Source organism: Shewanella sp. SACH, from assembly GCF_001887095.2.
GTDB lineage: Bacteria > Pseudomonadota > Gammaproteobacteria > Enterobacterales > Shewanellaceae > Shewanella > Shewanella baltica.
In genome coordinates this window covers 1,150,917-1,173,563 of sequence record NZ_MPDG02000002.1, presented here as the reverse complement: position 1 = coordinate 1,173,563, position 22,647 = coordinate 1,150,917, and the positions used below count along the sequence as shown (strand labels likewise).

The window sequence follows — 22,647 nt, the reverse complement described above, 5'->3', positions numbered from 1 at the left end:
GCTTTGGGGCAAAAGCTTTTTAGGATGGACTTGTGAATTAGGGACTTAGTTAAGATTGGTATTGTTGTACCAGTGACCGTTGGCGACATGGATGTCGCCGTCGAGCCCTCAGGGATGCTTCTTTTAAAAGAAATAGGCGGCGTGTCACTGGGAAAACAATGACAATTAATGCGTCACAACTGACGACAAAGTTATCTTGCTTTGGGGTATTTTCGAGTCAGTGAATGCAATTAATCGTCCAAAATCACTCCTATTTAGGCGGACAATTTAATTATTCATAATAAATCTTTATCGCTTGGTATGAGATGTTATAACCCTCCTACAAGAATCGATAGATAATTAAAGAGATAAAACGACAAAGAGTGTTCATCAGGAACACTCTTTGTCGTTTTTAGCTTGCGGTTGTTAATTTGCAGATATTACTTGGCATGAAAATCATCGCCTTTATTCGTTTACCACACACATACCCTGCTCGGTTTTCACATAGGGAGACAAAATAGGCATCATGCCTTTCATCACTTGCAATGGTAGCGCAGAGGTGAAACTAAAATCATCGGATTTACTGCCGGGCACGAAGGCCGTTAAAGTGCCGAAGTATTTATCCCCCAGATAAAACACGAAGGTCGCGGTGCGGTTCATGGCAGTCGTCGCCACTTTTTTACCTTGCTGCATCTGAGTCACGATACGGTTATCACCGGTGCCGGTTTTCCCACCTATGGCTAACATCTCGCCTTTTTCATCGGTAAAAATGCCCTTCAAACGACGGGCAGTACCGTTTTGCACTACGTTCGCCAGCGCCGCTTTTAAGGCTTGCGCGACTTCATGGCGCATCACTCGCTCACCTTGGGTGTTTTGATTCTCCAGCGTCACTTCATAGGGCGTATCGGCGGCGAAATGCAGCTGATTGATACGCACGGTAGGCAAACGATAACCATCATTCTGAATAATGCCCATGAGTTCGGCCAAGGCCGCAGGTCTATCTCCCGAGCTGCCGAGCGCCGAACCTAAGGATGGCACCATAGCATCAAAGGGGTAACCTAAACGGGCCCAACGCTGATGTATGTCGAGGAAGGCTTCCACTTCAAGCATCACTTGCACTCGAACGTCACGGGCGTTTTTATGTCGCGTCCTAAATAACCAACGATAAACCTCTTGGCGTTGTGCTTCACTCGCCTGTTTCACATCGTTCAAATTCGCATCGGGATTGTGATTAAGATAATCCAGCACCCACAATTCCAACGGATGCACCCGTGCGATATAACCTTGATCCGGCAGGTTATATTTATCAGGGCCGTACTTGTTATATAAGCTCTTAATACGACCATCCGTATAACTCACCTGCGGCAATCTTTGCTGCAGAAAAGCCTTAAATGCCGACATAGGTTCATCGGGCAAGAGGTAGCGATACGCCGACGTTAATTGTTGCTCCGACTGGGATAAACCGTCGAAGAACATCCCAAAACGCTCATTCGCGGCCACTTTTTTATACTTGCGATAAAACTTAGTGACGAAGGTATTGCCCTCTCTATCGGCAAATACCCGCAGGTATTCGTCGCGGCGCGGATCTTTATCATTACGTAGCAACTGGGCCATATTGCCCTCATTTTGCATACTGCTGCTGTAATTGACTATGTCGCGCATGAGGCGCACAAACGGCAAGTTAATCGAATCCTGCAAAGCTTGATAAAGTGTCGGAGTCTTAACATCTTCCGATTTTTTAAAGTTATTAAACACATGCAAACCACCACCGGTAAAGAACTGCTCACTGGTTGAGGCAGAATATTCCCGCTGTAGCGCTGCATCTAACATGCGATCTAAACGTCTGTCAGGATTCACAATCAAGTAATCAATCGCCCAGCGGGTTAAGTGATCCCTAGGTTCGATAATGATAGATTCCAGTTCAATACCATGTTTTTTAGAATATTTTTCGTGGATCTCAGCAATGATTTCTAAGTAGGTCGCCATCACCCGCAATTTAGCGGTTGAACCCAGTTCCAACTTACTGCCTTCGTTAATATCAAAGGGTTGGTCGGTACTGTCGGTCTGCACACGAACTCGGTTGGCGGTGTCGGTACGCTCGTAAAGCGTAAAGCTATACAGCACGTTTTGCAGTTGGCTTGGCTCGAGTAAACGCTCGCCCAATAAACCCACTTGCTCAGCGGTCGACACTTGCGCCAGGCTGCGTAAGTAGTGACTCACTTGCTGCTGTAAATCACTGTGTAAGCTACTGTTTACTGTTAAGTCGAGTCGGTCTAAATCGTACAGCCCCACATTTAACATGCCCGCGGTACGAATACGCACTGTATTCACGCCCTTATCGGCGCCCGATTGCGTATTTCGTTGCGGCTTAGTGACCCTAAACTGCAATTTCTGCGCGAGTGCGGCATCGCGCAAACCACGGTCAATAAGATAATATTGGCCGAGTAAGCGGATATGGCTATCGACTAAATTTTCAAGATCTTCATGACCTTGCAATAAATAGTATGAAGGGCGGCGCTGGGCAATCATCAGCGCGACCACTTGGCGGAATACTTGTCCACGCTTGGCGGCATTACCCTTGATTTGTGGCGATGCTAACAACTTATTTGCGGTATCGAAATCGGTGCCAAACCAAGCCCACAACCCGTCACCAATACCATGCACTTCACCATGATTTGGTGCCGAGGATAATGGCACTGTATTTAAATAATCTTGGACGATGCGCTTACGTGCAGGTTCGGTATTCTCACCTTGCTGGTACACGCGCACACTAGCCGAGCCAATTTGTAATAACTTATCCTTGATGCTCAAGGTTAAGCCTTGGGAAGAATGGCGGAATTTTTCAATCTGAGTCGCCAGCGTACTGCCACCGGCGGTAGACACATTCATGCCGACCATCTCTGCAATTTGGCTCATCCCCGCCACCACAAAGCGTGGCCAGTCGATCACGGGATTGAGTTTATCTTCCGTGGTCCATAACTCGCGGTTTTCAATAAACAATAAGGTATTAACGATTTCATTGGGGATCTTATCGTCGTCCTGATAAACCCGTTTGGGATAGGCGAACTCGTATAAATCGGTATTGCGACAATCGAGCAGCGTTAAGCCAGATTGCGCCTTTTCGTGATAAGGCGGGAAAAATCCCAGCTGCGCGTATTCCTGCAAGGCAGGCGAAAACGCCACTTGCTGCGTCACCTGAAAATTCCGTTGCATTAATCGGTCGATATACTGGGGTAACTTGCTATAGCCATGGCGCTCATCAAAGGGGCCATAACTTGGATAAATCATCGCTGTGCTCGGTGAGTTTTCTAATTCATAGGTGAGCGTCTTAGCATATTGATTGATGTATTTAGCTTGATAAAACGAGGTTTTTACTTCAAGGCCAATCAGTAATGCGATACAGCAAATCAAAATAAAAAATAAGAACCAGACTCTGCCCTTTGATCTGGCTTTACGCGGAGTCTTAACCTTCACCTTAGGTTCGGGTTGTGGTGGACGAGGACGATAATTTTCGAACTTCATCTCTGACGGGGAATTAGGCAAAACAGCTCCAAAAAAACACTAAAATAAATATCTTTCATGCAACTCAGCAAATCCGTTGCCACTCAGTAAAGCAAGACATCAACTCATTAAGCCATTACGTTCATTCGGCCTTAGCTATCCGTTCTATATAGTGGAATAGTATATCCGCACTCTCTCAAACCTTGTTTCACCCAAAAGAGTGGTATCCATAATCCACAACCGCCACTCACGCTAATGTTAAGCTGGCCACTTATACTATTTTTAAGCAAAGAGTTAATTTCGCCAAGTCTTAATTTGTTGATACACAGGTATTTTCAACGATTAAGCTCGCCGACATTGTGACTCAGCAGCAATGTGACTCATAAACACTGTGACTCAGAAACAGAACGGGCCAATAAGCCACACAAAAAATATTTAGCCGCCAACAATACCCAGCTAGCAAAGACTAATCCCAGATAAACTCACGAAAATGTTTACGGCAAACGGACTCATAGCTTTCATTACCGCCAATCGCCACTTGCTCGCCCTCGCGCATCACTTTGCCGTCACCGTCGAGGCGCACCACCATGTTGGCTTTGCGGCCACAATGGCAAATGGTTTTCAGCTCAACCAACTTATCGGCCCACGCTAATAAATAATGACTGCCGCTAAAGAGTTCACCTTGGAAATCGGTTCTTAGGCCATAGCAGAGTACGGGAATATCAATATTATCGACCACATGCGTCAGCTGCTTTACCTGTTCTTTACTCAAAAACTGGCACTCATCCACCAATACACAACTTAATGGCGTGGCTTGATGCACATCGCTAATCATCTGAGTCAGATCATCTTGGCTACTAAAAACCTGTGCTTCGGTTTCAATGCCGATACGCGAAGCCACTTTACCTTTGCCATATCTGTCATCTATGGAGGCTGTCATCACCAAGGTATTCATACCGCGTTCGCGGTAGTTATAGGATGACTGTAATAGGGAAGTGGATTTACCCGCGTTCATCGACGAATAATAAAAATACAATTGAGCCAAGACTTATACCCTTTAAAAAACGTTAACGCTTACGCGTCTGCCACCAGAGCCAAATTGGGCGCTAGTCTAACATTGCGCTTCACATCAGAACACTAGCAGCCACTAAGCTTTTATCATGAAATTCTGCAACAGCGCCGACTTATTCAGCGTTTTACTCCCCCATCGTCGAGTTAAACATCTCCAGCCCACTTTATTTAATGCTCTCCACGATAAAAACCATCACCAGCAGCCAAATGATTAAATTTTGTTAACGCAAGCTTAACTGAACCTTAAATATTGTTTTATAAGGAAATAGTGAATAAAGCTAAATTTCAAAAGTGAGATCTACCTCCAAAGTATTAGGTGTTAATGGGGTTGCGCTCAAAAAACAAACATAACGTTAACAGTAGTATTTCATTCGAGACAAAACGTGCTCAATTTAAAAAAAGAAAGTATTCGATAGCTTGCAAATTAAAGCTAACGGTCAAAGCACTAATCTACCCTGCAAACTTTAGTGCTCCACTCCGTCCTTTATGCGCATATTGGATCAAATGGAGATAATGATGAGAATTTTCACCTCTAGAAAACTGGCATACTTAGTGGCTTTAGCACTAACTGGTGCCCTTGTTGGTTGTGGCGATGATGGCAAAGATGGTGTCGATGGCGCACCAGGAACGCCCGGTATTCCGGGAACCCCAGGTACGCCTGGCACACCCGGAGAACCTGGAACACCGCCCCCAGTCACTAGCTCGACGCTGACGAAAGTCAAAGTGATCAACTACAGCTTTGGCGAAGGTAGTATCAGTTACGAATTTGAAATTACCGATGAGAATAATAATTTAATCAACGGCCTGCAAAACGCAGAGGCTAAAGTCGCGGCGTTAACCGATAAAGGTTTCATCAATAACCGTACCGAAAGTGATCTCAATGGCGTTGCAGACAATGTGCATATTGGTGGCGCGGCAACTCAAGCGACAGAAGGCGCCACACTGACCTCTTTAGGCGACGGTCACTACACTTTTGTGGCCCCAATGTTAGGGGTAAACCCAAGCACTGAAGGTATTGTGTGGTTACGCGTTGGCGGCAATAGCGCAACAGGTATCGCACGTTCAGCCCCCTTAGTTGTCAATAAACCCGAAGGCACTCATTCCACCACAACCGATAGTTGCTATTCATGTCACGTCGATTACGCAACCAGTCCTCGCCGCCATGCAAGCTATGTTGCAACCGGTATGGACGGTGAAGTCACTTTCGTAGAAGGCTGCTTAGCATGTCACGGCTCAGTGAGTCGCGGCGCTGTCAATGCGGAAGGTTTCTCTGTGGGTGGCTATGCGACTAACACCCTGTCTAAGATTGGCCATGTTAATCACCAAGATTTTACTAAAGACTTTTCAGTACAAAACTGTACATCTTGTCACGTTGAAGCCCCAACTAACATCAACGTTGCAGGACCCGGTTGTATCGATTGCCATGATAGCGGTGGTGTGCCAGGCGTCATCATCCCAAGTAATGGTGCCGATGTCCGTACTATGCATGAAGGTAAGTCTGGTATTACTGAACGCCAAGCCATTCGCGCTAAGTACAAGGTCACATTAGCAGCCCCAGTTAAAGTCGATGATATATCAACGAAAACAGATCACTATGCGCCAACAGGTGCTGCCGCCGCAGTCACCGCCCCAGGCTGGTGTACAACACTTACTGTAAAGGATGTTGATGGCAATATCTTTAGTATCAAAGATAACTTCAACTACTCAGATCCGCTGGTGTTTGATGCCAAGAAACCGCTGGTATATGCCAGTGCCTATCTGCACGCCTATGACAATGGCAGTTTAGTGGGCCGCCCAGGTAACCGTACTAACTATTACTATGGTTACAACACCGATGGCACTAAGAATATCTGTCACTTACTGACGGATATCAGCGCAGTGAATGCTAACTATGTTTACTCTGCCCGCGTGACATTCAGTACCGCAGGTTGGATGGAATATGATGGCAATCAACGCTATCAAAGTAATGGCAGCCTAAGAGCGACAGGTTATGACGGTTCTATGGGCGTATCCTTTACCGCCTACTCAGACGTCGTTAACCCAGTCACGACTCAAAAAGTCTCTGGCTTCGAGCGTCGTGAGATAGTGAGCGCTAACAGCTGTACTACTTGTCATAACGATGCCACTGCATTCCACAAAAATGGGGCCTTCGATGACGGCGGTAATGGCTGTATTGCTTGCCATGACAACGGCATGGCGCGGACATCAGCCGCCTTAGGCGCAGGTTTTGGCCCTATGGTTCACAGCTGGCACTGGGGTAATGGCGCTAAAGTCGGTGAAATGAAAGCGGATGGAACTCAAGCGAATGCGGCTAACGGTGCAGGGGCGATCAATCCTGTCACCAGTTGCGTAGCCTGCCATGATAAAGCGATTGATTTAGATAAAATTCCAAATCAATACATTTTAGAACCCGGTAGCAAGATGACAAGCCCTGTATCTGCAAACTGCTATGCCTGCCATACGATTGATTCTGCGAAAGCGCATATGGTGAGTAACGGTGGTGAGATCAGCGTTCCTAGCGTGGCAGATTGGTTTAAACAACCAACGACTGAATCCTGTGCAGTATGTCATAACACAGGTAGAAGCTCTGGTATTGATAAATACCACAAGTTTACTCGCTAATTAATCATTTCATCATCGCATGATTAAATAGTCAGTAAAAAGCGGTACCGATTTTCCCTGCAAGGAAATCGCCAAAGGAGTCTCATCAACACGGGACTCCTTTTTATTTAGATACAGCCCCATAACAAGCCATTTTCAGTCCCATTTAAGTTACTAACGTTACAGTCCTAAAAAAACAACAATTCAAAGGAAGTCACTCAATTATGCGTAAACGTTTTATTGCCATCGCCATCGGCGCCACGCTCACCGCCGGATTTATGGCAGGTTGTAGCAACACAGAAAGCAAAGCCCCTAACGCCATGTCGGTACAAGCCCAAAACCCCTTGTTTCAAGTCAGTAGTCTGCAATATCAAGCGCCCGACTTTAGCCTCATCAAGAATGAGCACTTTACGCCTGCCCTAGAGCAAGGCATGGCCGAGCACTATCAAGAAATCCTCGCGATTGCGAATAATCCCACAGCGGCGACCTTCGATAACACGATTGTGGCTATGGAGAAAAGTGGCGCTCTGCTCAGCCGTGCATCGAGTGTGTTTTATAATCTAGCGGGTTCGAACAGCAATCCAGAGCTGCGAAAAATTCAAGGTGAAATGGCGCCCAAAATGGCGGCGCACTCGGACAACATCAACTTAAACCCAGCGCTATTTGCCCGTATCGAAGCCATTTATAACGACCGCGCTAATCTAGGTTTAACCCCAGAAGCCGTGCGTTTGGTTGAGGTCTATCACCAACGCTTTATCATGGCGGGCGCAAAACTCACCGACGAACAAAAAGTGAAGATCCGTGCTCTTAACGAAGAACAATCGACACTGACCAACGAGTTCTCCCAACGTTTACTGCGCCTAACTAAAGAAATCGCCGTTATCGTGGAATCAAAGAATGAGCTTGCAGGATTAACTGACAGCGACATCACTTCGGCCGCAAACGATGCTAAAGCTGCAGGTCACGATGGCAAGTATCTGATCAACATCACCAACACCACTCGCCAGCCCGTATTGGCGTCACTGGAAAACCGTGAACTGCGCCAACGCATTTGGGAAGCCTCGGCTAACCGTGGCTTAAGTGGTGAAAACGAAACGGCGTCGCTGGTATCTCGTTTAGCGCAACTGCGCGCTGAGCGCGCCACCCTATTAGGTTATGAAAACTGGGCGAGTTATCGCCTAGCGCCGCAAATGGCCAAAACGCCAGAAGCGGTTTACAGTATGTTTGGCTCTATGGTGCCAGCCGTAGTCGCTAATACAGAGAAAGAAGCGGCCGATATTCAAGCTATGATCGACAAGACTGGCGGCAAATTTGAACTGGCGCCATGGGACTGGGAATTCTACGCCGAGAAAGTCCGCCAAGAAAAATACGCCCTCGATGCCAATAGCATTCGCCCATATTTTGAGTTTAACCGCGTCCTCGAAGACGGCGTGTTCTACACACTCAAAGAACTCTATGGCGTCACCCTAAAACCTCGCCCAGATTTACCGGTTTATCATCCCGATGTGAAAGCCTACGAAATGTTTGATGCCGATGGCTCAAGCATGGCCATTTTCTACGCCGACTATTTTGCCCGTGAAGGTAAACGTGGCGGCGCTTGGATGAGTTCGTTCGTCGGTCAATCCTTCCTCGAAGGCACTAAACCTGTGGTCGTCAACGTGATGAACATCAAGAAAGCGCCAGAGGGTGAACCTACATTCGTCAGCTATAACGAAGTCACCACTATGTTCCATGAAATGGGCCACGGCACCCACGGCATGTTCTCCAAAGTGACATATCCAAGTCTGGCGGGCACCTCGGTTTCACGCGACTTTGTCGAATTCCCATCGACCTTCGAAGAAGACTGGGCGGCCCATCCCAAAGTGTTGGCCAACTACGCCAAACACTATGAAACTGGCAAACCCATTCCCGACGAATTGCTGCAAAAACTGCTGAAATCTGGCAGCTTTAACCAAGGATTCGACACTCTGGAATACATGGCCGCCGCATTAGTGGATATGGAGTGGCATTCATTAAGCCCAGATGCACCACTGCAAGATGTGGCCACCTTTGAAGCCAATGCCCTGAAAAAGCACGGCTTAAACATCAGCGCCGTGCCGCCACGCTATAAGTCGACCTACTTTGCCCACGCCTTCCCCGGTGGTTACTCGGCAAGTTATTACGCGTATATGTGGAGTGAGATTTTAGCGGCGGATGCCTTTGCCTATGTGCAAAACCAAGGCGGGCTCAATCGTGAAATCGGCATGAAATACCGCAAAACCATTCGTGAAGTGGGCAACAGTATTGCGCCAATGGAAGCCTACAAAAACTTCCGCGGACAAGAGCCAACGACACAAGGATTACTTAAACGCCGCGGGCTAGACCAAGCACTCTAAGCTACAAAAAACCTAAGCAACAGGCACTTTAAATTCAGTGTTGATAGCCTTAATGCGATTAGGTTAAAGACAGAGATAAACAGAGCGTTAACCAAAAAAATCAGCCAGCATAATGCTGGCTGATTTATTTTGACTTATTCGCAGTGAACCTTTGCCGTGCAAGGTTTCAATTAAGGTTTAGCTAATTGCGCCTTTAGATTTGATTTTTAGCACTATGATGCTAACCACAAACACCACACTACAGGCCACTAAACCTGCGACAACTGACTCAGTAAATCCAAGTACGACATAACCCGTTAAGCTAATAAACGCCGCAATCAATGCATACGGTAGCTGAGTGACGACATGGTCGATATGGTGACAACTCGCGCCCGTAGACGACAAAATCGTGGTATCGGAAATCGGTGAACAGTGATCGCCAAATACCGCGCCCGCCAGCACAGAAGCAAGCATAGGTAGCATCATGCCAGTGTGACTTCCCATCGCCATATCCGCAGCAATCGGCAACATGATACCGAACGTGCCCCAGCTAGTACCGGTTGAGAACGCAGTGATACCCGCTAACACAAACATTAGGGCTGGCAAAAAGGCGAACGGAATATTGCCCGTCGCGAGACTTGCCATAAACTTACCGGTTTCGAGCTGGCCAATCACGCCTGCGATAGTCCAAGCAAATAACAGGATATAAATCGCTGGCAGCATAGAGCGAGCGCCCTGCACTATGCCTTTGACTATCATTGATTTCTCAACGCCTTGGACTAAATTCAATATCAGCGAAATCGCTAAACCGATTAATGCACCAAAGAAAAGGGATGAACTGACATCGGTTTTCTCAAACGCTGAAATAATATTAAATTCAATCCCTTCAGTGGCAAGCACTTGAGCGCCACTATTGATCATAAAATACAGGGTCGCAAATACCAATACTGTAATCGGCAGGAATAAACCTAAGATCTTACCGGTTTCGGCTTCAGGTAAATCCGCATTGGCTCCAGGCGGTAATCCTTTTGACTCATCGTATAAATTACCACGTTGGGCATTGAGTTCATGCTCGCGCATTGGCCCAACATCTAATCCCATAAAGACAACGAAAAGTAATAATAACAAGGAGAAAATTGCATAGAAGTTCATTGGGATCATTTGAATAAAAATACTCAAATGGCCAGTATCAGCAAAACCATGGGCCGTTAATATTCCACCAATAAGTGCAATAATATACGCGCCCCAACTTGATACTGGAGAAATAACGCACACAGGTGCCGCAGTAGAATCTAATAAATAAGCTAACTTAGCGCGGGAAATATAATAACGGTCGGTAACAGGTCTAGCGACCGAACCTACGACTAAGCTATTGAAATAGTCGTCAATAAAAACCACACACCCTAAAAACATAGTTAATAATTTAGCGTCACGTTTATTACGTATATGTAAACGAGCCCAATCGGCAAAAGCCCGCGCGCTGCCACTTACGGTAATTAACGCTGTGATCATTCCCAGTACAATTAAGAAACCGAGAATATATAAGTTCCACGAATTAAGGCCTTCGCCCGTCCAAAAAAGTCCTTTAACGCCATTAAATACAAATTCACCCGTCGCTACAGGTGAAAATTGATTGAGCAATAAAGCACCAATTAAAATACCTAACCCCAAAGAAAGCAGTACACGGCGAGTTAAGATCGCCAACACAATAGCCACCGCAGGCGGCAGCAAGGAAAGTGCCGAATCGGCATAATTCATAACAGTCATTGATTATTATCTTCGTTAAATACGAATGGAGGGCGACTGAACTGGTGGGGAAAGGCAATAGATACCCAAGGTCACCTGTCCTATCAGTAGCGCTCCATAGTAACTATTTCCAATATCCGTATCGGAAAATACTATGGCAGTGTTGCACCTATTAGGTACAACCCCAGCAGTTGATCGTGATAAATCGAACCACTTCGGCACCAAATCCTTTCGCAATCGATCAACGGAATCACCCTACTGATCACTACTAATATTTGGCGCGCCTCTACTTCTAAGAACGCCCGTACGCGGGCGTGAGGCACATAAAAACATAAGCGGCTTAGCAGATGCCACCGCAAAGCCACTTAATGTGACCTAGATCACAGATTAAATCAACCGAGACTTGTGATCAGCTCAGGAACCGCCTCAAATAAGTCCGCAACTAAGCCATAATCGGCAACTTGGAAAATAGGCGCTTCCGCGTCTTTGTTAATAGCAACGATGACTTTTGCGTCTTTCATGCCCGCTAAATGTTGAATCGCGCCAGAAATCCCCACGGCAATATACAAGTTAGGCGCAACGATTTTACCGGTTTGACCGACTTGTAAATCGTTAGGCACAAAGCCAGCGTCAACTGCGGCGCGTGATGCGCCAACCGCAGCACCGAGCTTGTCAGCAAGCTGCTCTAACATGCCGAAGTTTTCACCACTGCCCATACCACGGCCGCCAGAAACGATAATGCCAGCATTACCTAATTCTGGACGGGCTGATACCGTCAAGGATTGAGAAACAAACTGAGTTCTCGCTTCAAACACTTTATCGAGTGTCGTCACAGCCGCGCTGTTACCTTCTGGTGCAGCATCAAAGGCACTGGCGCGCACTGTCATCACTTTGATGGCATCATGACTTTGCACTGTCGCTAAGGCGTTACCCGCATACACAGGGCGCACAAAGGTGTCAGCATTGACGACGGTAATGACTTCAGAGATTTGCGCAACATCTAATAATGCAGCCACACGCGGAAGCGTGTCCTTACCTAAGCTCGAAGCAGAAGCCAGAATGTGGCCATAGTTTGGCGCTAAGTCCACCAGCAATTTGGCAAAATTTTCCGCTAAATGCGCTTCATACACGCTAGCATCGGCAACGAGCACTTGGCTAACGCCTTGTAGTGCCTGTGCAGCTTGGACAACCGCGCCACATTGGTGACCCGCAACCAGTACATGCACTTCATCGCCAATGGCGCGAGCGGCAGTGACGATTTTTGCCGTATCGAGTTTCAGTGCGGCATTATCATGTTCAGCTAATACTAAAATGGCCATTTAGATCACCTTCGCTTCATTTTTTAACTTTTCAACTAGCTCAGCTACCGACGCTACCATAATGCCTGCTTTACGTTCTGCTGGCGGAGTGACCTTCACAACCGTTTGGTGACTCTTTAACGTCACGCCCAAATCAGCGACAGTAAAGACTTCTAATGGCTTACGCTTGGCTTTCATAATGTTAGGCAGTGAAGCATAACGAGGTTCGTTCAAACGTAGATCGGCAGTCACGACTGCAGGTAACGGCATAAGTAAGGTTTGCATACCACCGTCAACTTCGCGAGCGACTTGCACAGAATGACCTTCTAATTTGATTTCAGAAGCAAAGGTCGCCTGTGGCATATCCATCAGCGCCGCGAACATTTGACCAGTTTGATTGTTATCGCCATCGATAGATTGCTTACCAAAAATCACCAGTTCAGCTTGTTCTTTGTTTTGTACCGCTTTGAGCAATTTGGCGATAGATACTGGCACCAGTTCTTCTTCAGTATCGATATGAATCGCACGGTCTGCGCCTAATGCGAGCGCGGTACGTAATTGTTCTTGCACGGCTTTATTACCAATACTGACAACAACCACTTCAGTAGCGCTACCCGCTTCTTTTAAACGAACCGCTTCTTCTACTGCGATTTCACAAAAAGGGTTCAACGCCATTTTTAGGTTTGCAGTGTCAACACTTGTATTGTCAGCTTTGACCCTGACCTTCACATTGGCATCAACAACGCGCTTAACGGGCACCAATACTTTCATAGGGTTTCCTTCCTACACTTTCATGTACATGGACAAAACATTGGTTAATACCAATGCAGGATAGAGCAACTTTACGTCCTGTTAACGTTAACGTCAACCAAAGTCAAACGCCTGTTTGCATTTTTTAATCCGCGCCACGGCTACTTTTTTGGACACTTATTTGAGTAAATAAGAAAAGTTCAAAATATAAATAATATTTAATTTACTTAAAACGCATAATTTTATTTGATTCGAGCTATATTAGTTTCTATCATTTAGGTGTTGTTCACCATTATCCTGTATTAAAAATTAGAGTGGGACGAAAATAGATATGAGCGAATTTTTAGAGATATTAACTCACGGCCGTCGTTTTAAAGCAGCAGTTAAAGAACTTAGCGTTGAAGAGTTACGTGATTTAGCCGACAAATTAGATAAAATTTTAGTAGAACGCGAGTCTATGGCTGAGGAAGAAGAACAAGCCATGGCAGCTCGTAATGCTAAAATTGAAGAAATCCGTCAACAAATGGAAGCCGTTGGTTTATCAATTGATGACTTAGGTGGCGTAGCTGTTAAAGCAACCGCGAAAAAACGCGCTCCTCGTCCAGCTAAATACCAAATCGAAGTTGACGGTGAAATGGTTCAGTGGACTGGCCAAGGCCGTATGCCAACCGTATTTAAGAACGAGATCAACAAAGGTCGTTCTATGGAAGATTTCTTAATCTAATCCAATTCGGTGTAGCGGTTCGAGTAACCAACACCCATTTGCATAAAAGCTCGCATTCATTGCGAGCTTTTTTATATCCATTATTGGCTGCAATCTAAAACGACAAGCGTAAATCCCACGCCTCATTCCCGCTCAAATTGCGTTACAATTCAACCTTAGTATTTACATCTGCTTTCAGTTACTCTTTATTCACCCTCACTCGATTGAATAAAATAATGCAGATAAACAATAAGATAATTATAAGCTGCAGCATCATCGCTAGCTTAGTCTCACAGACCACATATGCCCAAATCAATACAGGGACAACCTCCAATAAACTCACGGCTTTTACCCATGCTGAATTAATCATTGCGCCGGGTAAGCGTTTAAGTGATGCCACTTTATTGGTTGAAAATAATCGAATTAAAGCCATTATTGAGCACGGTGACATTCCCGCTGGCGCATTTAAAATCGATTTGAGTGGTTATACTATTTACCCTGGATTTATCGATCCTTTCACCGATTATGGGATTGAGTTCGAATATCCAAAACTTGGGCTCACTCGCCCTGTCTATGATATTAAACGTATCGGTGGCAATGCAGACAATGGTGCAATTCATTCTGAAAAAGAATGGTTTAATTACGTTTATCCCAATAAAGAACGCGCTAAAGAGTGGATCAATAATGGCTTTACGAGTGTGCAAAGTAGCAAACTCGACGGAATCTTCCGAGGGACGGGTGTTAGCCTATCATTAGCAGACAAAACCGCCAACGAAGTGATTTATCGTGCCCGCAGTCAACCTTTTATGGCATTTGATAAAGGCTCATCTGAACAAGATTATCCGTCATCATTAATGGGCAGTATTGCACTTATTAGACAAACCTTTGCCGACGCCAATTGGTATAACCAAAATAAAAACAAATCGACCAATGGTGCAATAAACAATCAAGTCGAATTTAATATCGCCTTTGAGCGCTTAGATAATTTAGCCGATAAGCAAATTATCTTTGAAACCAGAAATCTCAACGATCAATTGCGCGCCGCCCATTTACTCAAAGAACATAAACTGTCAGCCAATCTACTCGGTAATGGTCAAGAATACTCGCGCATCAATGAGTTAAAGGCGCTGAACTACCCGTTAATCTTGCCTTTAAACTATCCGCAGGCGCCTGATGTCGGGACAGATGATGCCGATCGCGAAGTGTCACTGGCGGATTTAAGACAGTGGGAACGTGCGCCAACCAATCCAGCAGAAGTTGCCAAAGCGGGTATTCCCTTCGCGCTAACGCAGTTTGGTATTAAGACCGATGCTTTTTGGCCGCGCCTGCGCCAAGCCATTACTCAAGGTTTAACTGAAGAGCAAGCCTTAGCCGCACTGACCACCCAAGCCGCCGAGATGACGGGCACCGCCGATTTTACCGGCAAACTAGCACCCGGTTACATGGCAGACTTTGTAGTCACTAAGGGCAATATTTTTAAAGAGGGCCAGATCTACAGTGTTTGGTTGCAAGGTCAGGAGCAAAGTCTTCGCTCACTGCCCCAAGCACGATTACTGGGCGATTATCAATTAAGCCTCAATAACCTCACACTGGATTTATCACTGCAAGATGTGAGTAAAGGGGATAAACCCAAAATCCAAGGTAGCTTAAGCAGTGGCGAGCAAAGTATCGCGCTCACCCAACTTAAGTTAGATGACGACGGTCGATTAAGCTTTACTGCCGATTTGAGCGCCGCTGGCATCAATGGCCTTAGCCGCTTTACGCTGTGGATGGCCGATGACGGTATTCAGGGCCGCATGGTCGATGCCAAGAGTCGCACCACAAATGTTGCCGGTATTGCGATAGCGCAAACTGCAGCGCTTAATAGTGCTGACCAAGAAAGCAATCAAGCGACCAAGGAGGAAGCCAACACGAGTCTAGTGAGTCACCTCACCTTCCCTAACGTTGCTTATGGACTGAGCGAAGCACCTAAGGTCGAGAAGCTGCACATCAAAAATGCCACCCTGTGGACCTCGGATAAGCAAGGCATTCTCGAACATGCTGATCTCTTGATGGCCAATGGCCGCATCGAAAAAATTGGCCAGCAACTCAGTACGCCTTCTGGTTATCAAGTCCTAGATGCAACAGGTAAACATCTTACTGCGGGCATTATTGATGAACACTCGCATATCGCCATTAATGGTGGCACCAACGAAGGCACGGATGCCGTAACCTCTGAGGTACGGATTGGTGATGTGATTAATCCCGACGATATTTCACTCTATCGCGCCTTAGCGGGCGGCGTCACCAGCGCACAAATACTCCACGGCAGCGCCAATCCTATTGGCGGCCAATCGCAACTGATCAAAATGAAATGGGGCGAAACGGCCGAGCAACTTAAATTTGCTAACGCGCCCGCCAGTATCAAGTTCGCGCTTGGTGAAAACGTTAAGCAGAGCAACTGGGGAGAGAAATTTGTACAACGCTTCCCGCAAACGCGTATGGGAGTCAAAGCGTTATTTGAAGAGACCTTCGATGCCGCCATCGCCTATGAGAATGCGTTAAAAGCCTATGATGACCTGCGATCCAGCGATAAGAAAAAAACCGTCGCACCGCGCCCAAGTTATCGCCTGCAGGCGGTGGCCGAAGTATTAAATCAGCAACGTGATGTGCACATTCATTCTTACGTGCAGTCAGAAATTCTGATGTTTATCCGCCTAGCCGAGGCCTATCACTTTAAAGTGCAGACCTTTACCCATGTGCTCGAAGGTTACAAAGTGGCGAGTGAACTGGCCGCCCATGGCGCTGGCGCCTCGACGTTTGCCGATTGGTGGGCCTATAAGTTTGAGGTGTACGACGCGATTCCACAAAACGCGTGTTTGATGCAAAACAAAGGCGTGACCACCAGCATAAACTCAGACGACTATGAAATGCAGCGCAGACTCAACCAAGAAGCATCTAAGTCTATGATGTATTGCAATATGTCAAAGGAAGATGCTTGGAACATGGTTACCATCAATCCTGCCAAGCAATTAAGAGTCGATGAATTTGTGGGTTCACTCACCCCAGGAAAAATGGCCGATGTCGTGCTGTGGAACGCAGAGCCACTGTCGATTTATGCCAAAGTGACGCAGGCATGGGTTGAAGGAAAACGCTATTTTGACCGCGATCAAGACCAAGTCGCCCAGCAAGCCGTAGTCAACGAGCGCGCCGCCCTTATCCAAAAAATTCTCAGCAGTGATGACCAAGCCAAAGCGGGTGAAAAAGTCACGCCACTTAACGAGCCACAGTGGCACTGCGACACCCACTATCAGGCATGGGGCCACACTCATGAGGGAGCCAAATAATGCAACATTCATCTAAACCCGTTTTGTTTGCGGCGATACTGGGCGCGATTTGCACCACGCTGGCCCCAGCGATGGCAAGCGATATCGTACCTACACCTAAACAAAGCAGCAGCGTACTGATTAAAAACGCCACAGTGCACACAGTCAGTCAAGGCGTGCTCAGCAACACTGATGTCTTGATTGAAAATGGCAAGATCACGGCTGTTGGGCCTCAACTCACCAGCCAAGCCAACAGTGCAACCGCAGAAACCAGTGACACTCAAGTCGTCGATGCCAGCGGTAAACACTTATATCCGGGCTTAATTGCCCTAGACACCAGCTTAGGCTTAGTTGAAATTGAAATGAGCCGCCCCACGGTCGATAACGCCGAGGTGGGTTATATCAATCCGCAGATCAGCACAGCCACAGCTTACAATCCAGATTCTGAGCTGATCCCGACCATACGTTTCAACGGTATTACCCACGCGCAAATCGTCCCGAGCGGCGATGGTATTGCTGGGCAATCGGTGCTGGTGAATCTTGATGCGTGGACGATTGAGGATGCGCTGACCCCCAGTGCAGGGCAGTTCCACGTCTATTGGCCGCAAATCAAACGCATGCCTGAAGATGAAAAAGAGAAAGCCAAGGCTATCGAGAAAAATCAGCAGGCGATCGATCAGCTCAATATCGCCTTTGAAGATGGCTATCGCTATTTCTTAAGTGATAAAGCCAAGGGCAAAGATAAAACCAAGGATGAAGACCCACAGTCCGCGACCAACAATCTGCGCTGGCAGGCCATGTTGCCGCTATACCAAGGTAAAGCGACACTGTTTGCCCATGCCGACAGTGTTGGCCAAATTGAGCAAGTGATTGCCCTGACTAAAAAATACCAATTCAAATTGGTGATTGTCGGCGGATACGATGCATGGCGATTGGCCTCAAGCCTGAGGGAAGTTAAGGCTGGGGTCATTTATCCTCATACTTTGAGTCTGCCTAAGCGTAAAGATGAACCAGTAGATTTGCCCTTTAAAATCCCCTCCTTGCTCGCCAATGCAGGAATTCCCTTTGCCCTTGGGTTCTCATCGGACTGGAATAGCCGTAACTTACCCTATGCAGCAGGTTATAGCGCCGCCTATGGTTTAACGCCTGAGCAAGCGCTTAAGTCCATAACCTTAGATGCAGCAAAACTGTTAGGTGTCGAGGATTTAGGGGCGATTGCCGTGGGATACCAAGGCAGTGTTGTACTGTCCGAGGGAGACATTCTCGACCCTATGACCAATAAGATAGAGGCTATCTGGATTGAAGGACGGCAGATAGATCTGAATAATCGCCATCAGCAGCTTTATCAAAAGTACCTTAAGCGGTAGAATTTACTCAGATAATAATATCGCATCGGCGCAGCCTACCAAGGCTGCGCAGTTTTCCCCTCAATCTCAGGTCAAACCATGAAAATTATCCTCTCAAGTGCATTAGTGCTCCTGCTCAGTGCCTGTGCAAGCGACTACAGTTTTAACAGTAATTTGGACGGTGAGGCGATTAATGACTATTTCAAGGCATCCGATGTCACCCTCTATGAAGGCGATACCTTGCCAAAAGGTCATTATGAATTAAAAGGTTTGGTCCAAGGGGAATCCTGTCAGGCCGATGTCAACAGCGTACCTGCGTCATTAGCCGATGCCAGAACGGAAGCCCGCCGTAACGCCGCAGATAAAGGCGCTAACGGCATTATCATCAAACAATGTGTGATGTTAGATGAAGCCGCCCAAGGTTGTATCAGCCGCGCCCTGTGCGTCGGCCAAGCAGTTAAAACGGCTACCGCAGAGTAAATCCCACGCGAGCAACACACTGCTCGCGATTCGATGATCTAAGATTGCCCGTATCAATCGCTTAATGGCTGATGTTCCATGAGCAAGGATTCATGGCTAACGCTGCATAATTAGCGCTCAAAGATGGGCCTTAATGATGAGCTTAGAATGATGAGCTTAGGCGGTTGTTATATTTATCTTTTTAGGTAATTTTTTGCATGACATTTACCAACCAAATTGTCGCAGTAGCGACATGCCGCACGCCCTATAAACAAAAGTTTGGCATTCCAAGACAACCCGGACTCGTTGAGGCCCGCGGCTATGTCGAACTTGAACCCCATGTCAATCATATCGATGCGGTGCGTGGCATAGAGCAATATTCCCATCTCTGGTTGCTATTTTGCTTCCATGAGAATCTTGCCCAAGGTTGGAAAACCACAGTGCGGCCGCCGCGATTGGGCGGCAATGAAAAACTCGGCGTATTCGCCACTCGCTCCACTTTTCGCCCTAATGGCATAGGTCAGTCAGTGGTGAAACTGCACGGCGTAGTACAACGCAAGGGCAAAGTGTGCCTCGAAATTTCCGGTATGGATCTGGTCGATGGCACGCCGATTATCGATATTAAGCCTTACATTCCTTTCTCGGATTCGATTACCGATGCTGTCGGCGGCATTGCTCAAGACGCCCCTAAACTGATTTCAGTGGTGTATTCCGATAATGCCGAGGCACAAATTGAGCGTTATGCACAGCAGGAAACCTACACAGATTTAGCCGTACTTATCCGCGGAGTCTTGGGGCAAGATCCGCGCCCCGCCTATAAAAAAGCCAAAGACGATCCTAAGTTATATCAAGTCGCCCTCTATGATTTAGATGTGTTCTGGCAAATGGCGGTCGATGATAATGACCAAGAATACATCTTGGTACTGGAACTTAAACCGGGGAAATGTGGCTAAATGTCTGCGCCAACGCCTAGATCAGAGCCGGCATCTTTGCCTGATTATAAAAGCCAGCATAAAAAGCGTCTCTCTTGGATGCCGTGGCTGTATTTTTCTTTAAAAGAGAAACATTTAGTCTGGGCAAAACCTTGGCAGGATGAGATCCAAGCAAAACTCTGTGCCCTCGAAACAGTCAACATCGGCGAGCACTGTTTTATTGCACCCGAAGCGCAGTTATTTGCCGAACCCAATCGTGATATCCACATGGGTAATCGTTGCATGATCGCCGCCGACTGTTTTTTACACGGGCCCATCACGCTAGGGGATGAAGTCGCGATTAATCATGGTTGCTCCTTCGATGGTGGCAGGGTCGGCATTCAGATTGGCAGCCAGACTCGCATCGCCAATAATGTCACCCTTTACGCCTTCAACCATGGCATGGCGCCAGATACGCCCATCTATCAACAAGCTGCCAACTCCAAAGGCATTGTTATAGGCAAAGATGTGTGGATTGGCGCTCAGGCCGGCATAGTCGATGGTGTGACCATTGGCGATCACGCTGTGGTGGGTATGGGCAGCATAGTGACTAAAGATGTGCCCGACTGGGCGATAGTGGCTGGCAACCCTGCCAAAGTGATTGGCGATAGGCGTGATAAAAGCTAAATCGGCTGGTACAAATCGCCGATAAAATCGCTTTCCTTTGCCTCAGTAATCTTCTCAAAAATGCTATTTGTCTCCCAGCTAGTTGAATTTAACCTAAATACGTAGGTGACATCATCAAAGCAGGTGATAAAATGGCGACCATTCAACTCAAATTTGGACATCGGTAATGCGCGTCAGCAAGTACCTGCTATCAACACAGAAAGAAACTCCTGCCAACGCAGAAGTCATTAGTCATCAATTAATGTTACGTGCGGGCATGATCCGTCGTAATGCGTCGGGCCTTTATAGCTATCTCCCCACGGGCTTACGCGTACTGCGTAAAGTCGAAGCCATTGTTCGTGAAGAAATGAACAAAGCCGGTGCAATTGAAATTCTAATGCCTATGGTGCAACCGGCAGACTTGTGGGTAGAAACAGGTCGTTGGGAAAAGTTTGGTCCCGAGCTGCTGCGCTTTAAAGATCGCCACAATCGCGACTTCGTACTGGGCCCAACCCACGAAGAAGTGATCACAGACCTGATCCGTAAAGAAGTCAGCTCATACAAGCAATTACCGCTGAACCTTTATCAAATTCAAACCAAATTCCGTGACGAAGTTCGCCCACGTTTTGGCATGATGCGCTCACGCGAATTCTTGATGAAAGACGCCTACTCTTTCCACCTTGACGTCGATACTATGAATGAAACCTATGAGGCCATGTACAACGCCTATAGCAACATTCTAACCCGCATGGGCTTAGCCTTCCGTCCAGTATTAGCTGACACAGGTTCAATCGGTGGCAGTATGTCACACGAGTTCCACGTTCTGGCGCAAAGCGGTGAAGATTTAATTGCTTACTCAACGGGTAGCGATTACGCGGCTAACATTGAGAAAGCTGAATCACCAGTACCCACTGAGCCTCGCGGCGCAGCCACTGAAGAATTGCGTTTAGTCGATACCCCAAATGCGAAGACCATTGCTGAATTGGTTGAGCAGTTTGATCTGGATATCACTAAAACCGTCAAAACCTTGATCGTCGTAGGCGCATCAGAAGCGACGCCGTTAGTGGCGCTCATTGTTCGCGGTGACCATGAACTCAATGAAGTCAAAGCCGACAAGTTAGACTTAGTGGCATCACCAGTAGAAATGGCGCCAGAAGCGCTGATCCGTGACGCCATTGGCGCTGGTCCTGGTTCACTTGGCCCTATCGGTCTTAACATCCCTATCGTTATCGACCACAGCGTTAGCGTCATGAGCGATTTTGCTGCTGGTGCGAATGTGGATGACAAACATTATTTTGGTATCAACTGGGAACGCGATCTGCCGACAGCACAAGTTGCCGACATCCGTAACGTAGTCGAAGGCGAGCCAACACCAGATGGTTCAGGCACTTATGCTATGGCACGCGGTATCGAAGTGGGTCATATTTTCCAACTGGGTACTAACTACTCTAAATCGATGAACGCGACTGTACTTGACGAAAACGGCAAGTCACAGGTGCTATTGATGGGTTGTTACGGCGTCGGCGTAAGCCGTATTGTGGCCGCAGCCATCGAGCAAAACTTCGATGACCGTGGCATCATTTGGCCAGAGGCGATTGCGCCATTTAGCGTGGGCATTCTGCCAATGAACATGCACAAGTCGCACCGCGTAACCGATATCGCCGAGCAGTTATACAAAGACTTAAACGAAGCGGGTATTGACGTATTACTGGACGATCGTAAAGAGCGTCCAGGCGTAATGTTCGCCGATATGGAACTGATTGGTATCCCACACACAGTGGTGATTGGCGATCGCAATATCGATGCAGGCGTATTTGAATACAAAAACCGCCGCACCGGTGAAAAGCAAGATATTCCATTTGATCAACTGCTCGACTTCCTGAAAAACGCAGTGAAAGGCTAAGCCTCACGCGAAATATAGATAAGCTTAACGATCAAAACGAAACGCACTTAAGCC

At 47.0% G+C, this 22,647-nt stretch carries 14 protein-coding genes and 1 riboswitch; of the genes, 9 read left to right on the top strand and 5 right to left on the bottom strand.

Annotated elements, in window-relative coordinates; all coding sequences use genetic code 11:
- Nucleotides 1-444 precede the first annotated feature (444 nt).
- Together BM607_RS13085 and BM607_RS13080 are read right to left on the bottom strand one after the other, a co-directional pair.
- The gene (locus tag BM607_RS13085) at nt 445-3,522 is read right to left on the bottom strand and encodes a transglycosylase domain-containing protein (RefSeq protein ID WP_071939626.1); all 3,078 of its coding nucleotides are present in this window, start codon (nt 3,520-3,522) and stop codon (nt 445-447) included.
- Nucleotides 3,523-3,946: 424 nt separating this feature from the next.
- Nucleotides 3,947-4,525 carry a thymidine kinase gene (locus BM607_RS13080; RefSeq protein ID WP_006082333.1) on the bottom strand — a complete coding sequence of 193 codons (579 nt, stop codon included), beginning with the start codon at nt 4,523-4,525 and terminating at the stop codon, nt 3,947-3,949.
- A 542-nt stretch (nt 4,526-5,067) separates the two neighbouring features.
- Between BM607_RS13080 and BM607_RS13075 the strand changes: the two genes are divergently transcribed.
- Together BM607_RS13075 and BM607_RS13070 are read left to right on the top strand one after the other, a co-directional pair.
- Entirely contained in the window at nt 5,068-7,173 is a 2,106-nt protein-coding gene (locus BM607_RS13075; RefSeq protein ID WP_071939627.1) for a cytochrome C, read from the top strand.
- A gap of 203 nt (nt 7,174-7,376) precedes the next feature.
- Nucleotides 7,377-9,527, top strand: a complete 2,151-nt coding sequence (locus tag BM607_RS13070; RefSeq protein WP_071939628.1) for a M3 family metallopeptidase — start codon at nt 7,377-7,379, stop codon at nt 9,525-9,527.
- Nucleotides 9,528-9,704: 177 nt separating this feature from the next.
- On the opposite strand, the gene BM607_RS13065 is transcribed toward BM607_RS13070, so the two are convergent.
- From BM607_RS13065 to BM607_RS13055, 3 genes are all read right to left on the bottom strand, one after another.
- A complete protein-coding gene (locus BM607_RS13065) occupies nt 9,705-11,273 on the bottom strand; it encodes a Na+/H+ antiporter NhaC family protein (protein WP_071939629.1) in 1,569 nt (522 codons plus the stop codon).
- Nucleotides 11,274-11,352: 79 nt separating this feature from the next.
- Nucleotides 11,353-11,549, bottom strand: a riboswitch (Lysine riboswitch).
- A gap of 95 nt (nt 11,550-11,644) precedes the next feature.
- Nucleotides 11,645-12,571 (bottom strand): FAD-binding protein, encoded by a 927-nt coding sequence (locus BM607_RS13060; RefSeq protein WP_006085545.1) that lies wholly within the window; start codon nt 12,569-12,571, stop codon nt 11,645-11,647.
- Nucleotides 12,572-13,321, bottom strand: coding sequence for an electron transfer flavoprotein subunit beta/FixA family protein (locus BM607_RS13055; RefSeq protein ID WP_071939630.1), 750 nt, complete (start codon nt 13,319-13,321; stop codon nt 12,572-12,574).
- A 310-nt stretch (nt 13,322-13,631) separates the two neighbouring features.
- Between BM607_RS13055 and BM607_RS13050 the strand changes: the two genes are divergently transcribed.
- The 7 genes from BM607_RS13050 to BM607_RS13020 all read left to right on the top strand — a co-directional run bounded on the left by BM607_RS13050 (nt 13,632) and on the right by BM607_RS13020 (nt 22,593).
- Nucleotides 13,632-14,024: an H-NS family nucleoid-associated regulatory protein gene (locus tag BM607_RS13050; protein ID WP_006082339.1), complete on the top strand. Its 393-nt coding sequence runs from the start codon at nt 13,632-13,634 to the stop codon at nt 14,022-14,024.
- 215 nt (nt 14,025-14,239) lie between these two features.
- Nucleotides 14,240-17,329 (top strand): amidohydrolase family protein, encoded by a 3,090-nt coding sequence (locus tag BM607_RS13045; RefSeq protein ID WP_071939631.1) that lies wholly within the window; start codon nt 14,240-14,242, stop codon nt 17,327-17,329.
- A complete protein-coding gene (locus tag BM607_RS13040) occupies nt 17,329-18,675 on the top strand; it encodes an amidohydrolase family protein (protein ID WP_071939632.1) in 1,347 nt (448 codons plus the stop codon). The genes BM607_RS13045 and BM607_RS13040 overlap by 1 nt, the downstream gene beginning before the upstream one ends.
- A gap of 78 nt (nt 18,676-18,753) precedes the next feature.
- Nucleotides 18,754-19,134, top strand: coding sequence for an Rcs stress response system protein RcsF (rcsF, locus tag BM607_RS13035; RefSeq protein WP_006082342.1), 381 nt, complete (start codon nt 18,754-18,756; stop codon nt 19,132-19,134).
- A 197-nt stretch (nt 19,135-19,331) separates the two neighbouring features.
- Nucleotides 19,332-20,066 (top strand): tRNA (N6-threonylcarbamoyladenosine(37)-N6)-methyltransferase TrmO, encoded by a 735-nt coding sequence (gene tsaA, locus BM607_RS13030; protein WP_071939633.1) that lies wholly within the window; start codon nt 19,332-19,334, stop codon nt 20,064-20,066.
- Entirely contained in the window at nt 20,067-20,711 is a 645-nt protein-coding gene (locus BM607_RS13025) for an acyltransferase (RefSeq protein WP_071939634.1), read from the top strand.
- Nucleotides 20,712-20,877: 166 nt separating this feature from the next.
- Nucleotides 20,878-22,593, top strand: coding sequence for a proline--tRNA ligase (locus tag BM607_RS13020; protein ID WP_012587266.1), 1,716 nt, complete (start codon nt 20,878-20,880; stop codon nt 22,591-22,593).
- The last annotated feature ends 54 nt before the right edge of the window (nt 22,594-22,647 follow it).

Excerpts from the sequence above, each read along its gene's own strand:
- BM607_RS13020 (WP_012587266.1), top strand. The coding sequence starts at position 20,878 with ATGCGCGTCAGCAAGTACCTGCTATCAACACAGAAAGAAACTCCTGCC.
- BM607_RS13045 (WP_071939631.1), top strand. The coding sequence starts at position 14,240 with ATGCAGATAAACAATAAGATAATTATAAGCTGCAGCATCATCGCTAGC.
- tsaA (WP_071939633.1), top strand. The coding sequence starts at position 19,332 with ATGACATTTACCAACCAAATTGTCGCAGTAGCGACATGCCGCACGCCC.
- BM607_RS13050 (WP_006082339.1), top strand. The coding sequence starts at position 13,632 with ATGAGCGAATTTTTAGAGATATTAACTCACGGCCGTCGTTTTAAAGCA.
- BM607_RS13070 (WP_071939628.1), top strand. The coding sequence starts at position 7,377 with ATGCGTAAACGTTTTATTGCCATCGCCATCGGCGCCACGCTCACCGCC.
- rcsF (WP_006082342.1), top strand. The coding sequence starts at position 18,754 with ATGAAAATTATCCTCTCAAGTGCATTAGTGCTCCTGCTCAGTGCCTGT.
- BM607_RS13055 (WP_071939630.1), bottom strand. The coding sequence starts at position 13,321 with ATGAAAGTATTGGTGCCCGTTAAGCGCGTTGTTGATGCCAATGTGAAG.
- BM607_RS13025 (WP_071939634.1), top strand. The coding sequence starts at position 20,067 with ATGTCTGCGCCAACGCCTAGATCAGAGCCGGCATCTTTGCCTGATTAT.
- BM607_RS13060 (WP_006085545.1), bottom strand. The coding sequence starts at position 12,571 with ATGGCCATTTTAGTATTAGCTGAACATGATAATGCCGCACTGAAACTC.
- BM607_RS13075 (WP_071939627.1), top strand. The coding sequence starts at position 5,068 with ATGAGAATTTTCACCTCTAGAAAACTGGCATACTTAGTGGCTTTAGCA.
- BM607_RS13065 (WP_071939629.1), bottom strand. The coding sequence starts at position 11,273 with ATGACTGTTATGAATTATGCCGATTCGGCACTTTCCTTGCTGCCGCCT.
- BM607_RS13040 (WP_071939632.1), top strand. The coding sequence starts at position 17,329 with ATGCAACATTCATCTAAACCCGTTTTGTTTGCGGCGATACTGGGCGCG.